Annotated in this window: 14 protein-coding genes and 1 riboswitch; all 14 genes read right to left on the bottom strand. The window is 32.5% G+C overall.

The genetic code is table 11. The features are described from left to right. Positions 1 to 89: 89 nt before the first annotated feature. The 14 genes from glpK to ACJTHF_RS07565 all read right to left on the bottom strand — a co-directional run bounded on the left by glpK (position 90) and on the right by ACJTHF_RS07565 (position 17,708). On the bottom strand, positions 90 to 1,583 hold the full coding sequence (gene glpK / locus ACJTHF_RS07500) for a glycerol kinase GlpK (protein WP_049318999.1): 1,494 nt from the start codon (positions 1,581 to 1,583) through the stop codon (positions 90 to 92). A 26-nt stretch (positions 1,584 to 1,609) separates the two neighbouring features. Further along, complete coding sequence (locus tag ACJTHF_RS07505; protein WP_048542691.1) at positions 1,610 to 2,428, bottom strand: MIP/aquaporin family protein; 819 nt, start codon at positions 2,426 to 2,428, stop codon at positions 1,610 to 1,612. A gap of 190 nt (positions 2,429 to 2,618) precedes the next feature. Beyond that, positions 2,619 to 3,152 (bottom strand): glycerol-3-phosphate responsive antiterminator, encoded by a 534-nt coding sequence (locus tag ACJTHF_RS07510; protein ID WP_048542689.1) that lies wholly within the window; start codon positions 3,150 to 3,152, stop codon positions 2,619 to 2,621. Positions 3,153 to 3,161: 9 nt separating this feature from the next. Then, positions 3,162 to 5,132 (bottom strand): DNA mismatch repair endonuclease MutL, encoded by a 1,971-nt coding sequence (gene mutL, locus ACJTHF_RS07515; RefSeq protein ID WP_078355738.1) that lies wholly within the window; start codon positions 5,130 to 5,132, stop codon positions 3,162 to 3,164. A 14-nt stretch (positions 5,133 to 5,146) separates the two neighbouring features. After that, positions 5,147 to 7,672, bottom strand: a complete 2,526-nt coding sequence (mutS, locus tag ACJTHF_RS07520) for a DNA mismatch repair protein MutS (protein ID WP_058591429.1) — start codon at positions 7,670 to 7,672, stop codon at positions 5,147 to 5,149. A 140-nt stretch (positions 7,673 to 7,812) separates the two neighbouring features. Continuing rightward, positions 7,813 to 8,313, bottom strand: coding sequence for an energy coupling factor transporter S component ThiW (gene thiW, locus ACJTHF_RS07525; protein WP_208182964.1), 501 nt, complete (start codon positions 8,311 to 8,313; stop codon positions 7,813 to 7,815). A gap of 65 nt (positions 8,314 to 8,378) precedes the next feature. Continuing rightward, positions 8,379 to 8,470: riboswitch (TPP riboswitch) on the bottom strand. 8 nt (positions 8,471 to 8,478) lie between these two features. After that, the gene (locus ACJTHF_RS07530) at positions 8,479 to 8,910 is read right to left on the bottom strand and encodes a RicAFT regulatory complex protein RicA family protein (protein ID WP_232157176.1); all 432 of its coding nucleotides are present in this window, start codon (positions 8,908 to 8,910) and stop codon (positions 8,479 to 8,481) included. Further along, positions 8,911 to 10,446 (bottom strand): tRNA (N6-isopentenyl adenosine(37)-C2)-methylthiotransferase MiaB, encoded by a 1,536-nt coding sequence (miaB, locus tag ACJTHF_RS07535; RefSeq protein WP_084754698.1) that lies wholly within the window; start codon positions 10,444 to 10,446, stop codon positions 8,911 to 8,913. Between the two features lie 117 nt (positions 10,447 to 10,563). Further along, positions 10,564 to 11,073 (bottom strand): GNAT family N-acetyltransferase, encoded by a 510-nt coding sequence (locus ACJTHF_RS07540; RefSeq protein WP_106417850.1) that lies wholly within the window; start codon positions 11,071 to 11,073, stop codon positions 10,564 to 10,566. A 14-nt stretch (positions 11,074 to 11,087) separates the two neighbouring features. Further along, positions 11,088 to 12,932 carry an ABC transporter ATP-binding protein gene (locus tag ACJTHF_RS07545; RefSeq protein ID WP_107603450.1) on the bottom strand — a complete coding sequence of 615 codons (1,845 nt, stop codon included), beginning with the start codon at positions 12,930 to 12,932 and terminating at the stop codon, positions 11,088 to 11,090. Then, a complete protein-coding gene (locus tag ACJTHF_RS07550; protein WP_232157178.1) occupies positions 12,929 to 14,653 on the bottom strand; it encodes an ABC transporter ATP-binding protein in 1,725 nt (574 codons plus the stop codon). The genes ACJTHF_RS07545 and ACJTHF_RS07550 overlap by 4 nt, the downstream gene beginning before the upstream one ends. Positions 14,654 to 14,720: 67 nt before the next feature. Beyond that, positions 14,721 to 15,011, bottom strand: coding sequence for an MTH1187 family thiamine-binding protein (locus tag ACJTHF_RS07555; RefSeq protein WP_025905601.1), 291 nt, complete (start codon positions 15,009 to 15,011; stop codon positions 14,721 to 14,723). Between the two features lie 72 nt (positions 15,012 to 15,083). Beyond that, the gene (locus tag ACJTHF_RS07560) at positions 15,084 to 15,950 is read right to left on the bottom strand and encodes a 2-oxoacid:ferredoxin oxidoreductase subunit beta (RefSeq protein ID WP_025905600.1); all 867 of its coding nucleotides are present in this window, start codon (positions 15,948 to 15,950) and stop codon (positions 15,084 to 15,086) included. Next, entirely contained in the window at positions 15,951 to 17,708 is a 1,758-nt protein-coding gene (locus tag ACJTHF_RS07565) for a 2-oxoacid:acceptor oxidoreductase subunit alpha (protein WP_078355733.1), read from the bottom strand. Between the last annotated feature and the right edge of the window lie 103 nt (positions 17,709 to 17,811).

Consider the following 17,811-nt stretch of genomic DNA (forward strand, 5'->3'; position numbering starts at 1 on the left):
AAAATGAGAGACCTATCCCTACAAAAATTGTACGAACAAAGCCTCTCATGTCTCTACGAAATATTAACTTACCTTAATGATAACACAACTTAATCTAATTTAAAAGCTTGAGTGGCTTTTACTGCAGTTTTCCAACCTTTATAAAGTTTTTCACGCTCTTCTTCTTCAAGTTCAGGTTTGAATTCTGTTTCTAATTTCCAACGTTGTTTTATCTCATCTTTAGATTTCCAGAAACCTACTGCTAATCCAGCTAAGTATGCTGCACCTAATGCAGTTGTTTCATTTACTTCTGGTCTTTCTACTGGCGTATTTACAATATCAGCTTGGAATTGCATTAAGAAATTATTCTTAACAGCGCCGCCATCAACTCTTAATGTTTCAACATTAATACCAGAATCTTTTTCCATTGCTTCTAACACATCTCTAGTTTGGTAACATAATGATTCTAAAGTTGCTCTAATGAAATGTTCTTTTTCAGTACCACGTGTTAATCCGAAGATTGCACCTCTAGCATCTGCATCCCAATAAGGTGTACCTAAACCAACAAATGCTGGTACAACGTATACGCCTTCTGTAGATTTAACACGATTAGCATAATCTTCTGAAGCTGGTGCTGATTTGATCATTCTTAAACCATCTCTTAACCATTGAATAGCAGATCCTGATACGAAAATACTACCTTCAAGTGCGTAGTTTACTTTTCCATCTAAACCATAGGCTAATGTTGTTAATAAACCACTTTCAGATTTTACAGCTTTTTCACCAGTGTTCATTAACATAAATCCACCAGTACCATATGTGTTCTTAACTTCTCCACTTTCGAAGCAAGCTTGTCCAAATAATGCAGCTTGTTGGTCACCTGCTACACCAGCGATTGCTATTTTCTCACCGAAGAAGTGATGCTCTTGAGTATAACCATATACTTCACTAGAAGGTTTAACTTCTGGCAACATAGAAGCCGGTACATCAAGATATTCTAATAATTCTTCGTCCCATTTTAAGTCATAAATGTTATACATTAATGTTCTACTTGCGTTTGAGTAATCTGTAACATGAACGTCACCTGTAAATTTCCAGATTAACCATGTATCAATTGTTCCGAATAATAAATCGCCGTTTTCAGCTTTTTCTCTAGCACCTTCAACATTATCAAGAATCCATTTTACTTTTGTACCTGAGAAATATGGATCTAATAATAGACCTGTTTTTTCTTTGAAAATTGGTTCTAAATCTTTAGATTTTAATTCTGTACAAATGTCTTGAGTTTGTCGAGATTGCCAAACAATTGCATGATAAACTGGACGTCCTGTGTTTTTATCCCATACAACTGCAGTTTCCCTTTGGTTTGTAATACCAATACCTTCGATTTGCTTTGGACTAATGTTATTTTCATTAAGTACACTTGAAATAACTGCTAATACTGATGTCCAAATTTCATTAGCATCATGCTCAACCCAACCGCCTTTAGGGAAGTATTGTTTAAATTCTCTTTGACTCACAAATTTGATAGTACCTTCTTTATCAAAAAGTATTGCTCTTGAACTTGTTGTACCCTGGTCAATTGATAAAATGTATTTTTCCATATTAAACACTCCTATAAATTTGTATATTACAGAATTTCTGAAACTTCGTCTTTAAGTATTGATTTATTTAAGAAAATACCAGACAATACGACAATCACAGTAAAGATGATTGAGAAAATAACGAATCCGTTTACAACCCCGTTAAAGAAAATGTTAAATAATGCAGCACCTAACATACCGCCTGAAATAGGCCCTAATAGTGGTACAATCGCATATTTCCAATTTGAACTTCCTTTACCCGGAATTGGTAATAACATATGCATGATACGTGGCCCGATATCACGAGCTGGGTTAATGGCATAACCTGTCGCACCACCTAAACTTAAACCAATTGCTACAATTAATAAACCAACAATTAATGGGTTTAAGCCATCAGTAAATTTATTTGTTCCTATAAATAATAATCCCATAACTAAGATCATAGTTCCAATAATCTCACTCATAAAGTTTGCTACATAGTTTGGATAAGATGGACCAGTAGAAAATACACCTAATTTAGCACCTTGATCTTCAGTTTTTTTCCAATGTGGTAAATAAGTAGCCCATACTAAAGCAGCACCAATCATAGCACCAAGCATTTGTGCCACAATAAATGGAACAACTTTAGACCATGGGAATGATCCATCAATTGCAAAGCCTAGTGTAACAGCTGGGTTTAAATGCGCCCCGGATACATTTCCAACTGCATAAACGCCAAGCATAACAGCTAGTCCCCAACCTAATGATATAACAATCCAATCTGCACCTTTACCAAGTGTACCTTTTAGATTGACGTTAGCACACACACCACCACCAAACAATATTAAGATGGCTGTACCGATTAATTCTCCTAAAAATTCACTCATATTAAACACCCTCCTAAATAAAATATGCTAATACATAAAAATCCCCCTACGTTGAACTACACATAATATTTATATAGTAATTTATACAAATTTAACGCATAGTTTCTTTTCGTAGAGGGTCTCATTTACTCATCTCATATATTAACTTAATTAGAAGTATAATACTTTATGAAAACGTTGTCAAATAGATTTACCAAATTGTAATATCACTAGACGTAACATATTGTGCACCGCTTTCAATTGCTAAATCAATTTCTTCTTTAGTATTAATTAAACCGCCCGCAATAATTCGCTTACCTGTTTTATCACTGATTTCTTTGATTACTTTAGTAGCAACACCTGGTAGAACCTCTACTAGATCAGGGTCTGATTGTTTAATAAGTTCAATACTTCTACTTAACGCAGTGCTATCAAGAATAAATACACGTAATATGGTTAACGTATTTAATTTTTTTGCACGCTTAATAATTTTTGATTTCGTTGATATGATGCCATGTGGTTTATATTGTTGTATAACATATTCAACAGCTGCTTCATCATTTGATAAACCTTTTATTAAATCAATATGAAGCATCACTTCTTTTTGATGCTTTTTCATTTGCTCTAAAATACCTTGCAAATGTCCGATATGTGTATCTAATAAAACGCATCTCTCGTAATCCATCTTAAAGAACTTTTCCATATCTTTCATAGAGCGAATAGCTGGTAATATATGATTATTCATTTTATCCTCCTACATAACGCGTTTAAATAATTTCTCTAATTCATACGTCGTTAATTCAATAATAATTGGTCTTCCGTGCGGACAAGTAAATGGGTCGGTTGTTTCTCGTAACTCATCTATCAAATGACTCATTTCATGGTTTCTTAAATAATGATTAGCTTTAATAGATTTTTTACAACTCATCATAATTGCTGCATCTTCTCTTAATTTTTTAATATCAACTTTTTCATGATTTAACACGTAATCGATCATATCTTTTATAATTTCTTCTGCATCAACATTAGGTAACCAAACCGGATATTCACTGACCATATAATCATGATGACCAATTGGTTCTAAAAATACGCCCGCTTCAGCAAGTGATTGTAAATGCTTTTCAATAATCATGTGCTCGTCTTTAGAAAAATTAAATGTTAATGGCAACAATAAACTTTGTGTTTCATTTGTGACTTCACCAATTTTTTCTTTGAAAAATTCATATTTAATTCGTTCTTGCGCTGCATGTTGATCAATCATAAACATGCCCGTATCATTTTGTGCCACAATATATGTTCCGTGAACTTGACCTACAACTTCCATATACGGTACACGTGGCCCTTCAGATACTTGCTCTTCTTCAATTGGTGTTTGATATGGTGTATCAACATGTTCTACTGTATCTTGGACTTCATAAGTTTCTTCATTATTCTCTACCTGCTCGGGTTCATCATGTAGAACTTCTATATCTCTATTAGCTTCTTGACTGATAGTATCTTCTTGAATAACCGAATGATGTTCAATTTTATCTTTAAATTGCCAAGAAGATGAAGGTTCTCTACTAGTAGAGTCCTTTGTGTTTTCAATTTCTTCAACACTTTCATTTTTATCAGATATGTGCTGATATTGAGTTGTATTTTGATTTCTTTTGGCTTCAAAATCTATTCTTTGTTGCTCAAAAATTTCTTTTTGTGATTTTTTAGGTTTTTGCTTTTCTAAAGATGTATCTGGAATTAATGACATACCTCTAAATGCTTCTTTAATTTTTTGATTAATCAAATCATAAAGTAGTTGTTCTTTAGAAAGTCTTACTTCTAGTTTCGTCGGGTGAACGTTAACATCTACTAAAATCGGATCCATTTCAATATTTAAATAAACGATTGGATACCTGCCAATTGGTAATAGTGTATGATAACCTTCTATAATCGCTTTGTTAAGTACAAAATTCTTAATATATCGACCATTTATAAATATAGAAATATAATGTCTATTACTTCTCGTGTGCTCAGGTTTACAAATAAAACCATTTACGACGTAATCATCTGTTTCTCCATTAATTGGTACAAGGTCTTTCGCAATTTTCATGCCATAAATTTCAGCCATTACTTCATTTGTTCTACCTGAACCATTTGTTGAAATTACTGTTTTATCATCTGATACGAGATTAAATGCGATATTTGGATGACTCATTGCCATTCTGTTCACTATATCCGTTATTTTACCCAGTTCAGTATACAAACTTTTAACATATTTTAATCTTGCTGGCGTATTATAGAATAAATCTTCAACAAGAATATCTGTACCTTTTTTAGCTTTAGCAGGTTGTTTTTTTGTAATTTCACCATTTTCAACGCGTACTTCATGACCAAGCATACCATCTGTACAAGTCTTCATCGTCACTCTACTCACTGATGAAATACTCGCCAAAGCTTCTCCTCTAAAACCAAGCGTACGAATATGAAACAAATCATAATCGTTATTAATTTTACTTGTCGCATGTCTACCAAAAGCTTTGGATATATCGTCTGCTTCAATGCCTGTTCCATTATCTACGACTCTAATAGATTGAATACCTGATTCTTTAATCGTAATATCAATTTGAGTAGCTTGAGCATCAATTGCATTTTCCAACAATTCTTTCACAACAGAAGCTGGTCTTTCTACCACTTCACCTGCAGCTATTTTGTTGGCTAAAGATAATTCGAGCTCTTTAATTTTTCCCAATGCACTCACACTTTCTATTTAAGTTGTTTTTGTAATTCATGCAGTTTTGATAATGCTTCAATAGGTGTTATGTTCATTAAATCAATTGATTTCAGTTTCTTTTCAATTTCAGATTGCCCTTGTTCTTCAAATAATTGGAATGATGGTTGTTCATACTTATCTGCTTCTTTTTCTACTTTAGTATGAGATTCAAGTTCTTGCAAAATAGTATGTGCTCTTTCAATAATTTCATCAGGTAAATCCGTTAACTTCGCTACATGAATACCATAACTTTGATCAACTGCGCCTTCTTTTACTTTATGCAAGAAAATCAATTCTCCTTGATATTCTTGTGCAGCAACGTGAATATTTTTAAGTCCAGATAACGTTTCATCTAAATGTGTTAACTCATGATAATGTGTAGAGAATAATGTTTTTGCTTTTGTATGATGATGTACATATTCAATCATAGACTGAGCAAGTGCTAGACCATCAAATGTTGATGTACCTCTTCCAATTTCATCAAATATAATTAAGCTATCTTCAGTTGCACCAACCATAGCTTTTTCAGCTTCTAGCATTTCGACCATAAATGTACTTTTCCCTGATACTAAATCATCTGCAGCACCAATTCTCGTAAAGATTTGATCAAATATTGGCAATTGCGCATAATCTGCAGGCACGTATGCACCCATTTGAGCCATAATACTAATAATAGCTATTTGACGCATATACGTACTCTTACCAGACATATTTGGTCCTGTTATTAAATAAATAAAGCCTTCTTTATCTAAATAACAGTCATTTGGGACATAATCATTATGATCCATTACGCGCTCAACAACAGGATGTCGCGATGATTTAAGTGATAATGTTTTATCTTCACTAAAAATTGGACGTGTATAATGATATTTTTGAGCAATTTCGGCAAAGCTTTGTAAACAGTCTATTTCTGATAGTAATTTAGCTTGTGCTTGTAACTTTTCAGTATAAGCTTTCACTTCTTGTCTTAAATCCAGGAATAGTTGATATTCTAGTTCGATTGCTTTATCTTCTGCACCTAAAATGATAGATTCTTTTTCTTTCAATTCTTCAGTAATAAATCGTTCAGCATTTGATAATGTTTGCTTACGTTGATATCCTAAAGCATCCGTGTCTATATGATTTAAATTAGCTTTTGTAATTTCAATATAATACCCAAAAACTTTGTTAAAGCTTACCTTTAATGATTTAACACCTGTTCGTTCACGTTCTTTTAATTGTAATTCTGCAATCCATTGTTTACCATTTGTTGAAGCTTCTTTATATTGATCTAGTGTTTCGTTATAGCCTTTTTTAAATATGCCACCTTCTTTAACAGATATCGGTGGATCTTCTACTAAACTTTCATCTAATAATCGTTCTAAATCATTTAATGGCTCTAAATCTTTAAATCGATCTATAGACTTTGAGTCTAATCTTTCAATAATTTCTTTAACATATGGAATTTGCTTTATTGAATAATTCAACTGTACTAAATCTTTAGCATTCACATTGCCATAGCTAACTCTTCCGACTAATCTTTCAATATCATATACCATATTTAAATAGCTTCGAAGTTCATCACGCTCAATAAACCCATTCACTAATTGTTCAACAGCATCTAATCTTTGTTCGATATCTCTTTGATTAATAAGTGGTCTATCTATCCATTGCTTTAATCTTCTTGCGCCCATAGGTGTCTTCGTATCATCCATCAACCATAATAATGTACCTTTCTTAGATTTAAGCCTGATACTTTCTGTTAATTCAAGATTTCGTTTCGCATAAAAGTCCATTTTCATATAATCTAAAGCTCTATATACGACAACTTCTTCTAAATGTGGCATATCGCGTTTACCGTTATCATGAATATAATTTAATAAATAATTTAATGACCTTTTTTGATCGTGAGATGTGCCTGTGACAACTTCATAGTCTCGTTCTTCATAGCTATCAATAACTGTGATGGTTTCAGTTATGAGTTGAATTTGTTTATATAAATTATCTGGTAACACTTTATTAACAATAATTTCATTAGGGTGAATCGTTGTAATTTCATTAATTAAAGTTGTTTCATCTACAAATGATGTTACCTTTAATTCTCCTGTTGTGACATCACAGTAACTTAAATGAAACTCTCCGTCTTCTTTTATAAATCCTAATATATAATTATTTGTTTTTTCGTCCATACCTTTTTGATCCATAACCGTACCTGGCGTTATGACTTGCACTACTTCTCTACGAACCATTCCTTTAGTTTGTGTCGGATCTTCCATTTGTTCACAAATCGCGACTTTATAACCTTTTGAAATAAGTTTTTCGATATATCCAGAAGCAGAATGATACGGTACCCCACACATTGGAATTGGATCTTTCTTAGCATCTCTTCTTGTCAGTGTTATTTCTAATACTCTTGATGCTTCAATTGCATCATCGTAGAACATTTCATAAAAATCACCTAATCTGAAAAATAATAATGTATCTTGATATTGAGATTTTATCTTTAAATATTGAGCCATCATCGGCGTTGGTTTAGACATCTTTATTCACGTTCCTTTTTTTAACTTTCGATTTATCTATTTTATCAAAATTTCTACTATTAAACGAGTATGTTTATTTATTAAAAAAAGAGCGTGATATAGCAATATATGCTTCACACCCTTTAATTTATGATATAACTTTAAGTATCATTTTTTAATTTCTTTAATATGCCTCTTTTTTCAAAAGCTTTTAATAACATATAACTCGCGATAGCGCCTATTAGACTACTAAAGAAAAATGATAAAAATAACGGCCAAAATGCAATTTTCCCTAATTCTAGTAACCAACCTAACGGAATACAAACGAAGCTACCTATCATACCAGTGCCTAGGACTTCTCCTAAAGATGCAATTGATAATTGTTTACGATATTTATAGAGTAAACTTGCTAATAATACGCCTATCATACTGCCTGGAAAAGCAAAAATCGTGCCTAAACCTAATAAGTTTCTAATAAACGAAGATAACAAAGCTTGTGCTAAGCCATACCATGGTCCAAGAAATACAGCTGATATGACATTAATGAAATGTTGCATTGGTAATGCTTTTATTGGGCCTATAGGTATTGTAATAAAAGTACTAAACACCACATTTATCGTTGTTAATATTGCAGTTAAAGTCATTAATTTTGTCTTCTTCATTATATTTCCTCCAAATAAAAAATCATTAGTCTACGTATTGGCAGACTAATGATTAAAAGCATATATAATCTTTAGTTGCACAATCTCTACGCCAGTATTACCTGGATCAAATCTACACGTATCTTCTCAGCCTTTTTAGGCACCGTGTGTGCAATATATTAAATCTTAATTTGAACAGCTACTTGTATTTGGTGCATTTCTAACTGCTGCACCTGTTTCACCAGTAAGTTGATTACCACCTGTTGATTCAATAATTTCATTTGTAACTGTATGGCTAATTGAATGAGATACTATTTGTAAAAGTTCATTAACTTCAACTTGCGCTTCTTTAAATTCACTTACAATTGGCATTTCATCTAATTCTTTTTCAATGTTTTTTATTTTTTCTTCAACCATAGCTAAAGCTTTATCTTTACCATAGTTTTGGAAATTAACTGCTTGTTTTTGTAAAGATTTCAAGCTTGCCATTTTTTCTCTGACTGTTTGATTCTCATGAATTTGCGCTTCTGCACGTTTAAAGAAATCTACTTCTTCTGTTTCTGACATCATTTTTCCGAGTTTACGCGCTTGTTCCAAAATATCATCTTTTGTATACATTTAATGTACCACCTTTTCTTTAGATACAACATCTATAAATTCACCATTTAATGAATATTGTTTTGCTTCAGTAATTTTTACTTTTACGATTTTGCCGATTACATCTTTTGGTGCTTTAAAATTAACTAATTTATTCTTTTCAGTATAGCCTGCTAGTACTGCTTCATCTCTCTTACTTGAACCTTCGCATAAAACAAATACTTCTTGTCCTTCATATGGTTTCAATGATTCTGCAGCATATTCGCCAACTACTTTATTTAATCTTTGAAGTCTTGCTTTTTTCTCTTTATCAGGCACATTATCTTTCATCTTAGCTGCTGGCGTACCTTCTCTCGGAGAATATACATACGTGTAAGCATGTTCGAAACCAACTTCATGATACAACTTTATTGTTTCTAAAAATTGTTCTTCTGTTTCATTAGGATAGCCAACAATGATATCCGTTGTCAATGCTACATCTGGAATTGCTGCTTTTATTTTTTGAACTAATTCTAAATAGCTTTCACGTGTATATTTTCTACCCATAATTTTTAACACTTGGTTATTACCAGACTGTACTGGTAAATGTATATGAGGTACGATATTACCACCATTAGCAATCACTTCAATTAAACGATCATCAAAGTCCCAAGGGTGACTTGTCGTAAAACGTACGCGCGGTATATCGATTTTAGTGATGTCATTTAACAAATCACCTAAACCATAATTTAAACCGTCAATATCTTTACCGTATGCATTTACATTTTGACCTAATAAACATATTTCTTGGTATCCTTGTCTTGCTAAATCTCTTACTTCAGCAATAATTTCTTCAGGCATACGACTTCTCTCTTTACCACGTGTGAACGGTACAATACAATACGTACAGAATTTGTCACAACCGTACATAATATTTACCCACGCTTTAATTCTACCATTTCTTACTTTAGGTAGATTTTCGATGACGTCGCCTTCTTTTGACCATACTTCAACAACCATCGCTTTAGACATATATGCTTCTTCTAAAATTTCAGGCAATCTATGGATGTTATGCGTACCGAAAATCATATCAACATTCTGGTATGATTTTAGAATCTTATTAACGACAGATTCCTCTTGTGACATACATCCACATACACCAATTAAACAATCTGGTCGCGCTTGTTTAAGATGCTTTAAATTCCCAATTTCACTAAACACTTTATTTTCAGCATTCTCTCTTATTGCACATGTATTAAGTAATATCACATCTGCATCTTCTACTGAGTTAGTCGGTCCAAAACCTAACGCCTGTAAGATACCAGCCATTACTTCTGTATCATGTTCATTCATTTGGCAACCATATGTTCTAATATAGAATTTACGACCTTTCCCCATACCTCTATGTCGTTCGTCTATTTTAAAATCATCATGATATTCAATTTGTGATTTCCCTCTTTGTTTAGCGTCCTTTAAATTTGGAGGTTGATAAACATGTTCGAAGTACTTGCTATAATCCTTCTCTAAATTAGGTTCTGTCTTCGCTGTAGCCCCATGTTTTCTTTGCTCTTCATTCAATTTCAAAACCCTTTCTGCCCATATATTTATACCTATATATTATATTAGAGTTCAACATAAAGTGCAAAAATGTTCCGACATTTTTGCACTTTCATTTCATGTAGTCATTATTTAATTTTAAAGATGATTAATCCAAAATCTTCTCGTATTTTCTTGTTCATCTGATTTATAGGGTTCATCTTCTACACCATTATTATTTATAATGACTTTCGCACTTGCATCATTCGATTCATCACAAGTTACAAGAACAGAATTTACACCCTCATTATTCAAATTCTTAACTGCATAATTTAACAACTTTGTCGCGTAACCTTTACCACGTTCGCTTTTTCTAACACCGTAACCAACATGACCACCCTTTTTATTTAAATAGTCATTTAAGGCATACCTAATATTTACAGCGCCAACAATTTTGTCATCGTCAATGAGTACATATGTTTTTGCTTTTACAAAGTTTGCGTCAACTGGGTCTTTTGCTTCTTCTAACATGATCAACATCTTGTCAAATCCACCATGTTGATGGACATCAGTCGCCCATGGAACAACCGGTTCTTCGTTTTCATACCATTCATTTATATATTCTGTGAATAACGATTCAATATCTTTATCTAATTCTCTGAATTCCATAAACGTATCCCCTTTTAGTTTAATTCTTTTATTTGTTCATCATCATTTGTATTTAACATGTGATAATAAATACCTTGTTGTTCAATTAATACATCTTGTGAGCCAGATTCAATCAATTCACCGTGGGATAATACAAAGACTAAGTCTGCTTTTTTAACTGTATTTAAACGGTGCGCAATAATAACACTCGTTCTACCTTGCATTAATGTATCCAACGCTTCTTGAATTTTAATTTCGGTTACTGTGTCGATACTACTTGTTGCTTCATCCAATAAAAGTATTTTAGGATCTTGAAGTAAACATCTTGCGATAGAAATAAGTTGCTTTTCACCTTGAGATAATGAACCAGATTCACCTTTCAACACTGTATCATAACCATTTTCTAAGGCTTCTATAAAGTCATGTGCATTTGCTTTTTTAGCAGCTTCTACAACTTCTTCATATGTAGCATTTGGCGTTCCATACATTATATTGTCTTTAATCGTTCCATCAAATAAATAGGAGTCTTGTAACACAACACCAATAGAACTTCTTAAAGATTCACGTGTTATTTTGTTAATTGGTATACCATCTATTAGAATACGTCCTTTATTCACTTCATAATAATGTAGAATAAGTTGCACGATTGTCGTTTTACCTGCACCAGTGGCACCAACTAATGCAACAGATTCACCGTTATGAATTTTAAAGGATAAATCTTTTATAGTCGGTACTTTTTGGTTAGGATCATATTTGAATTCAACATGTTCAAATTCAATTTCACCGTTAATATTTTGATAATCTTGCGCCTCTTTATCATCTTTTTCACTTGGCTCATCCATAATATCAAAAACACGTTCAGCACCTGCAATTGCAGATAATACTGTATTAAATTGGTTTGCTAAATCAGATAACGGTCTTGTAAACTGTCTCGCATATTCTGCGAAAATCACAATCACCCCAACTGTAACACCAGCAGTTTGATTAAGTGCTAATATACCACCAATACCAGCTACAATGGCAAAGCTTAAATTATTTAAATAGTTCATTACTTTTGGTATTAAACCACCAAATGTGATAGACCAAAAACTATATTCTCTCACGTCTTTCGCTTTTTCATTGAATGTATCTATAACATGTTTTTCTTGAGAAAAAGCTTTAACTACTGTTTGTCCATTTACAATTTCCTCGATATATCCATTCATAATACCAAACTGCTTTTGGCGTAAAGCATATAACACACTTGTTCGTGCTGTAATCCATCTTAAACTTATAAACATGATTGGAATAATAATTATCGTCAATAGTGTGAGTAAAGGACTCAAATAAAGCATGATTGAAAGTGTACCAATGAGTGTAACGACACTAGAAGTAAACTGTATAAATGATGAATTTAATACTTGAGATACATTTTCAATATCATTTTGCATTCGACTCATCAGTTCACCATGTTGCTTTTGATCATAATAAGCGACAGGCAAAGTTTGAAAATGTTCAAAAAGTTGATTTCTTAATAAATATACCGTGCGCTGGGCAATACTGACCATCATAAATGATCCTATATATGATGTAACTGAAAGCATTATATATACAATAGCAAGCAGTAAAATATATTGAGGTAGTCCATTTAATTCTTTCGGTATAATTTTCGTATCAATGATATGTCCGATTAAAAACGGTCCAACTAAACTTAATATGGATGAACATATAATCATTAGAATCACGACAATTAATTGAATTCGTTTTTCGTCTATTAATTTCCATATATTTAATAATGTACCTTTCGTATCTCTTGCTCTTTTTTTCTTTTTAGTTGGATGTTGAGTACGATTTTTATCTTCAAATACTGATTTATGACCATAAGGGTTTCTTAGACTCATGATGAACTCACCGCGCTTTCTTGACTACTTGCAATTTCTTTATACAATGGTGATGTTTCTAATAGTGTTTCATGTGTCCCAATAGCTTCAATTCGTCCATCGACTAGTAACATAATTCGATCTGCTGTTTGAGCAGTTGAAATTTTTTGTGTCACAATTAATTTAGTCGTTTCTTCATCTTCTAATGCATCCCATAAAGCAGATTCTGTCTTAATATCTAATGCTGATGTTGAATCATCTAAAATTAATAAACCTGGTTTCCTAACAAGTGCTCTAGCAATAGATAATCTTTGCTTTTGACCGCCTGATAACGTCACACCTTGTTGGCCAATCATCGTATCATATTGATGATCAAAACGTTCGATAGATTGGTGTATTTGGGCTTTTTCTGAAGATAATTCTAACATTTCACTTTCAGCTGATGGATCTCCAAATTGTAAATTCTCATAAATTGTTCCTGAGAATAACAATGCTTTTTGAGGTACGTATCCAATTGCATCTCTTAAAGATTCAATTTCCCAATCGTTTACGTTTTTATTGTTAAGCAATATTTCTCCTGATGTCGCTTTATACATTTTAGGTATCAAACTGACTAATGTAGATTTACCAGAACCAGTTGACCCCATAATGGCAAAAGTTTCTCTCGGTTTCACTTCAAATGATATATGTTCTAAAACAGGCTTATGACTATTTGGATACGTGAAAGAAACATCTTTAAATTGAATAGGATATGCATAATTGGGCTTATGTTCAACTTCATTATTAAACACTTTTTCATCTGATGGCGTAATTAATACTTCTTCAATTCGTTCACTTGATGCTTTCATTCTACTGAGTGTCATGATTAAGAAAGCAAGCATCCCAAATCCACCTTGCATTCTCATACCATAATTTAATATCGCAACTAATTTACCAACTTCTAAAGTAGAATAATCAACCATATCTGAACCAAACCATACAACAGCTAATATACTGCCATTTATAATCAATAATAATGAAGGATTGATAAATTCCATGAGGCGTAATGCGTATGTATAATTGCTTCTAATATCTTTGATTTTTTCATTAAATTGATTGATTTCTTGTTTGCTCGTTTGGCTCGCTTTGATTAATCTGACCGCTTCTAAATTCTGTTGGAAAAATCTATTCATTTCATCAAATTTTCTTTGAATTTTTGTGAATAGTTTAGATCCTTTTCGAGCAATTACAAATATAATAATAAAAATAATCGGAGAACCTATTACTAAATAAATCGCTAATTTCGGTTCGACTGCAAAACTTAAAATAATGCTCCCAATAATCATTAAAGGCGCTCGTAACATGATTCTAATTGACATATATACTGCTTGATCACAATTGGTTACATCACTTGTTAACCTCGTAATTAAACTTGAAGTCTTAAACCTCTCTAATGTTGCTAAAGAAAAAGACTGGATTTTCTTAAATTGTTCAGTTCTTAAATCATAAGCAAATGCTTGAGATACATGCCCCGCAACAAAACTATTCCATATTCCTGATAAAAGGGCTACTAATCCTGTTACTAGCATAATAACTAAGTACAAATATACGTGATTTAAATCATTCTTTAAAATTCCGTTATCAATGATTTCTGATATAAAAATGGGCTGAATAAGTTCAACCGCTAATTCTACTAACATTAATATTAAACCGAGTATAAACAACCATTTATACGACCTAATAAATTTAAGTACTGTTTTCAATTTACATATCCCCTTTAATATATTTTTCTATAACATTCTCCTTTTCTTATATCTTATTATTTTGAAATTATGATTTATACTTATCCGTTAATGTATCCATTGTTATACCTTCAGGCACATGATAGAACTTAATCTGAGAAATAATGCTGTCACATTCAAGTTCAACCATACGTTCATTTATTTGTTCAATAAGAATAAGACATGCATTTAAATCTCCTTCTATCGTTGTTTCTAAAGGATGTACTTCATATTTAAGACCCGATTGATCGATGATACTAATTGCCTCATCAACTAGAGGAATAACACCTGTCTGTTGATGTTCTGGAATAATTTGAATACTCATTAATGTATTTGTCATTTCGAATCCCCCTTTTCTATGTATAAAAGCTCATAGATAAATCTATGAGCTTAAAGTGGTATTATTATATAATTATTTAAACTGAGAAACAAGTTCATCAAATTGATTTTGTTCAAGTTTAAGAGACTTTTTAACAAGTGGTTGTTCATCAAACTGTTCAATTTGTGATTCATATGATGGTGTATCTTTATCTTGATAAATAATTCCTGTAATCATTGATTCAGTATCTAATACAGTTTGCATTGCTTGAGATTTGTTTGTATTATCATAACCTTCAATATCTGCAAGTTTTGTTAAATTTTCTTTAAACCAGTCATACGTATTAATTTTATTATACGTTACACATGGTGAAAATACATTTACAAATGAAAATCCTTTATGATTAATCGCTTCTTCAATAATACTTGTTAATTCTTTAATATCACTAGAGAAACTTTGAGCAACAAATGTTGCACCAGATGATATCGCCAATTCTAAAGGTGCAATATTTTGTTCGATGTTACCTTTTGGAGTTGATTTCGTTACAAATCCTTTAGCAGAACTTGGTGATGTTTGTCCTTTTGTTAAACCATAAATTTGGTTATCCATAACGATATAAGTCATATCCATATTTCTTCTTAATGCATGAACAGTATGGCCCATACCAATCGCAAATCCATCACCGTCACCACCTGAAGCGATAACAGTTAAATCTTTATTAGCCATTTTAACGCCTTGTGCTAATGGTAAAGAACGTCCATGTATAGAATGAACGCCATATGAATTTACATAACCGCTTAAACGTCCTGAACATCCAATCCCTGTAATAATGGCAACTTCTTCTGGCTCTAGTCCAACATTAGCTGCTGCTTTTTGAATTGCAGCTTGTACTGAGAAATCTCCACAACCTGGACACCAGTTTGGTTTAACATTATTTCTAAAATCTTTAAATGTTGCCAATTAAATCAACTCCTTCATATTACTTACGACTTCTAAAGCTTTATCTTCTATTTCATGTGGTAAGAACGGCGTACCGTCATATTTAGTTTGGTTAATAATTTTATTTTGATGATTAATATTCATCTTAATAATATTAGATAGTTGTCCTTGATAGTTATGCTCAGCTACAACAACTTTTTTAGCTTTATTAAATGCTTCTTGCACAACATCTGAAGGGAACGGATGAAGTTGTCTAATTTGAATGTGATTGACTTTCACATTTTGTTGATCCAATCTTGAAATAGCTTCTTCGATTGCACCAGCTGTTGAAATAAAGCCAACATATAATATATCCGCTTCTTCATATTTTTCATTAGATTCTACTGGATCATTGATCAATAATTGAGCTGTTTTACGCATACGTTTATCCATTTGTTTTTGTCTGTTCTCAGCACTTTCAGAAGGTTTTCCTTCTTCATCATGTTCAACACCTGTAACGTGATGGATTCCGCCTATTGTACCTGGTAAGATACGTGGTGATACACCTGAATCTGTTAAAGCATAACGTTTAAAGTACGCTTTATCTTCTTGTTTTTCTAAATCACCTTCAACCAATGCACCTCTACGAATTTCAACTTTGCTATAATCTAATGATTCTACAGTTTGTTTACCTAATGATAATTGTAAATCTGATAATAGAATAACTGGACATTGATATTCTTCAGCTAAGTTAAACGCTTCTACAGTTAAATAGAATGCATCACTTGCACTAGTTGGTGCCAATACGATTTTAGGAATGTCACCGTGTGTACCATAAATCATTTGCATTAAATCTGATTGTTCTTGTTTCGTTGGCAGACCAGTAGAAGGTCCCCCACGTTGTGTATTTACAATAACAAGTGGTGTTTCAGTCATACCTGATAAACCTATTGATTCCATCATTAATGATAAACCTGGACCTGCTGAAGATGTGAATGAACGTACACCTGCATAGTTTGAACCTATCGCCATTGTACATGCTGCAATTTCATCTTCTGTTTGAATAACTGTTCCACCTAATGCTGGTAAACGATCAATCATATACTCCATAATTTCAGATGCTGGTGTGATTGGATATGCTGCCATAAATCTAACACCTGCTGCAACAGCACCTAAACCAATTGCATCATTTCCTATCATAAATAAATGACCTTCAGAGTCAGTTGGTTCTATGGTATGTTCACTTTGTAAATCGTCCATTTGTTCAGACATTAAGCGATATCCTTCATTTAAAGCTTGAATGTTTAAATCTACAACACTTTCACCTTTTTTACCGAATAGATCTTTTATTAATGATTCAAATACTTTCGTATCTAAATCCATTACGGCACAAGTTGCACCAACTGCGACCATATTTTTCATAAGTGCAGTGCCCAATTCTTTTGCTACACCTGTGAATGGTAAACTAACCAATTGTGCTTTACTATCTTCTGGATTTTGAGGTTTCGCTTTTTCATCTGCAATAATAATACTTCCTTCAAGCATTTCATGATAGTTAACTTCTATCGTCTCTTGATCAAATGCAATTAATATATCTAAATCGTCACTAATAGCTCTTACTGGTTTTGACGATACTCTAATTTTATTATTTGTATGACCGCCTTTAATTCTACTTGAAAAATGGCGATATCCGTATAAATAATATCCTTGACGGTTCATAGCAGTTGCAAAAATTTCACCTGTTGATTCAATTCCTTCGCCTTGCTGTCCGCCCACTTTCCATGAAATTTGTGATTTCATTTTATGGCCTCCCCATGTAATATCTCATGTTATATCATAACAAAAAAACCCTTTTAATCCTATGAAATTAAAGGGTTTTAATAAAAATCAGTCTAATGGACGA

The sequence above is a fragment of the Mammaliicoccus sp. RAM2 genome, from assembly GCF_045897195.1.
Lineage (GTDB): Bacteria > Bacillota > Bacilli > Staphylococcales > Staphylococcaceae > Mammaliicoccus > Mammaliicoccus sciuri.

What these genes read in the sequence shown, in the direction of transcription:
- glpK (WP_049318999.1), bottom strand. Translation starts at nt 1,583, where the DNA reads ATGGAAAAATACATTTTATCAATTGACCAGGGTACAACAAGTTCAAGA.
- ACJTHF_RS07540 (WP_106417850.1), bottom strand. Translation starts at nt 11,073, where the DNA reads ATGGAATTCAGAGAATTAGATAAAGATATTGAATCGTTATTCACAGAA.
- ACJTHF_RS07545 (WP_107603450.1), bottom strand. Translation starts at nt 12,932, where the DNA reads ATGAGTCTAAGAAACCCTTATGGTCATAAATCAGTATTTGAAGATAAA.
- mutS (WP_058591429.1), bottom strand. Translation starts at nt 7,672, where the DNA reads ATGTCTAAACCAACGCCGATGATGGCTCAATATTTAAAGATAAAATCT.
- ACJTHF_RS07555 (WP_025905601.1), bottom strand. Translation starts at nt 15,011, where the DNA reads ATGACAAATACATTAATGAGTATTCAAATTATTCCAGAACATCAACAG.
- ACJTHF_RS07530 (WP_232157176.1), bottom strand. Translation starts at nt 8,910, where the DNA reads ATGTATACAAAAGATGATATTTTGGAACAAGCGCGTAAACTCGGAAAA.
- ACJTHF_RS07565 (WP_078355733.1), bottom strand. Translation starts at nt 17,708, where the DNA reads ATGAAATCACAAATTTCATGGAAAGTGGGCGGACAGCAAGGCGAAGGA.
- thiW (WP_208182964.1), bottom strand. Translation starts at nt 8,313, where the DNA reads ATGAAGAAGACAAAATTAATGACTTTAACTGCAATATTAACAACGATA.
- ACJTHF_RS07505 (WP_048542691.1), bottom strand. Translation starts at nt 2,428, where the DNA reads ATGAGTGAATTTTTAGGAGAATTAATCGGTACAGCCATCTTAATATTG.
- ACJTHF_RS07510 (WP_048542689.1), bottom strand. Translation starts at nt 3,152, where the DNA reads ATGAATAATCATATATTACCAGCTATTCGCTCTATGAAAGATATGGAA.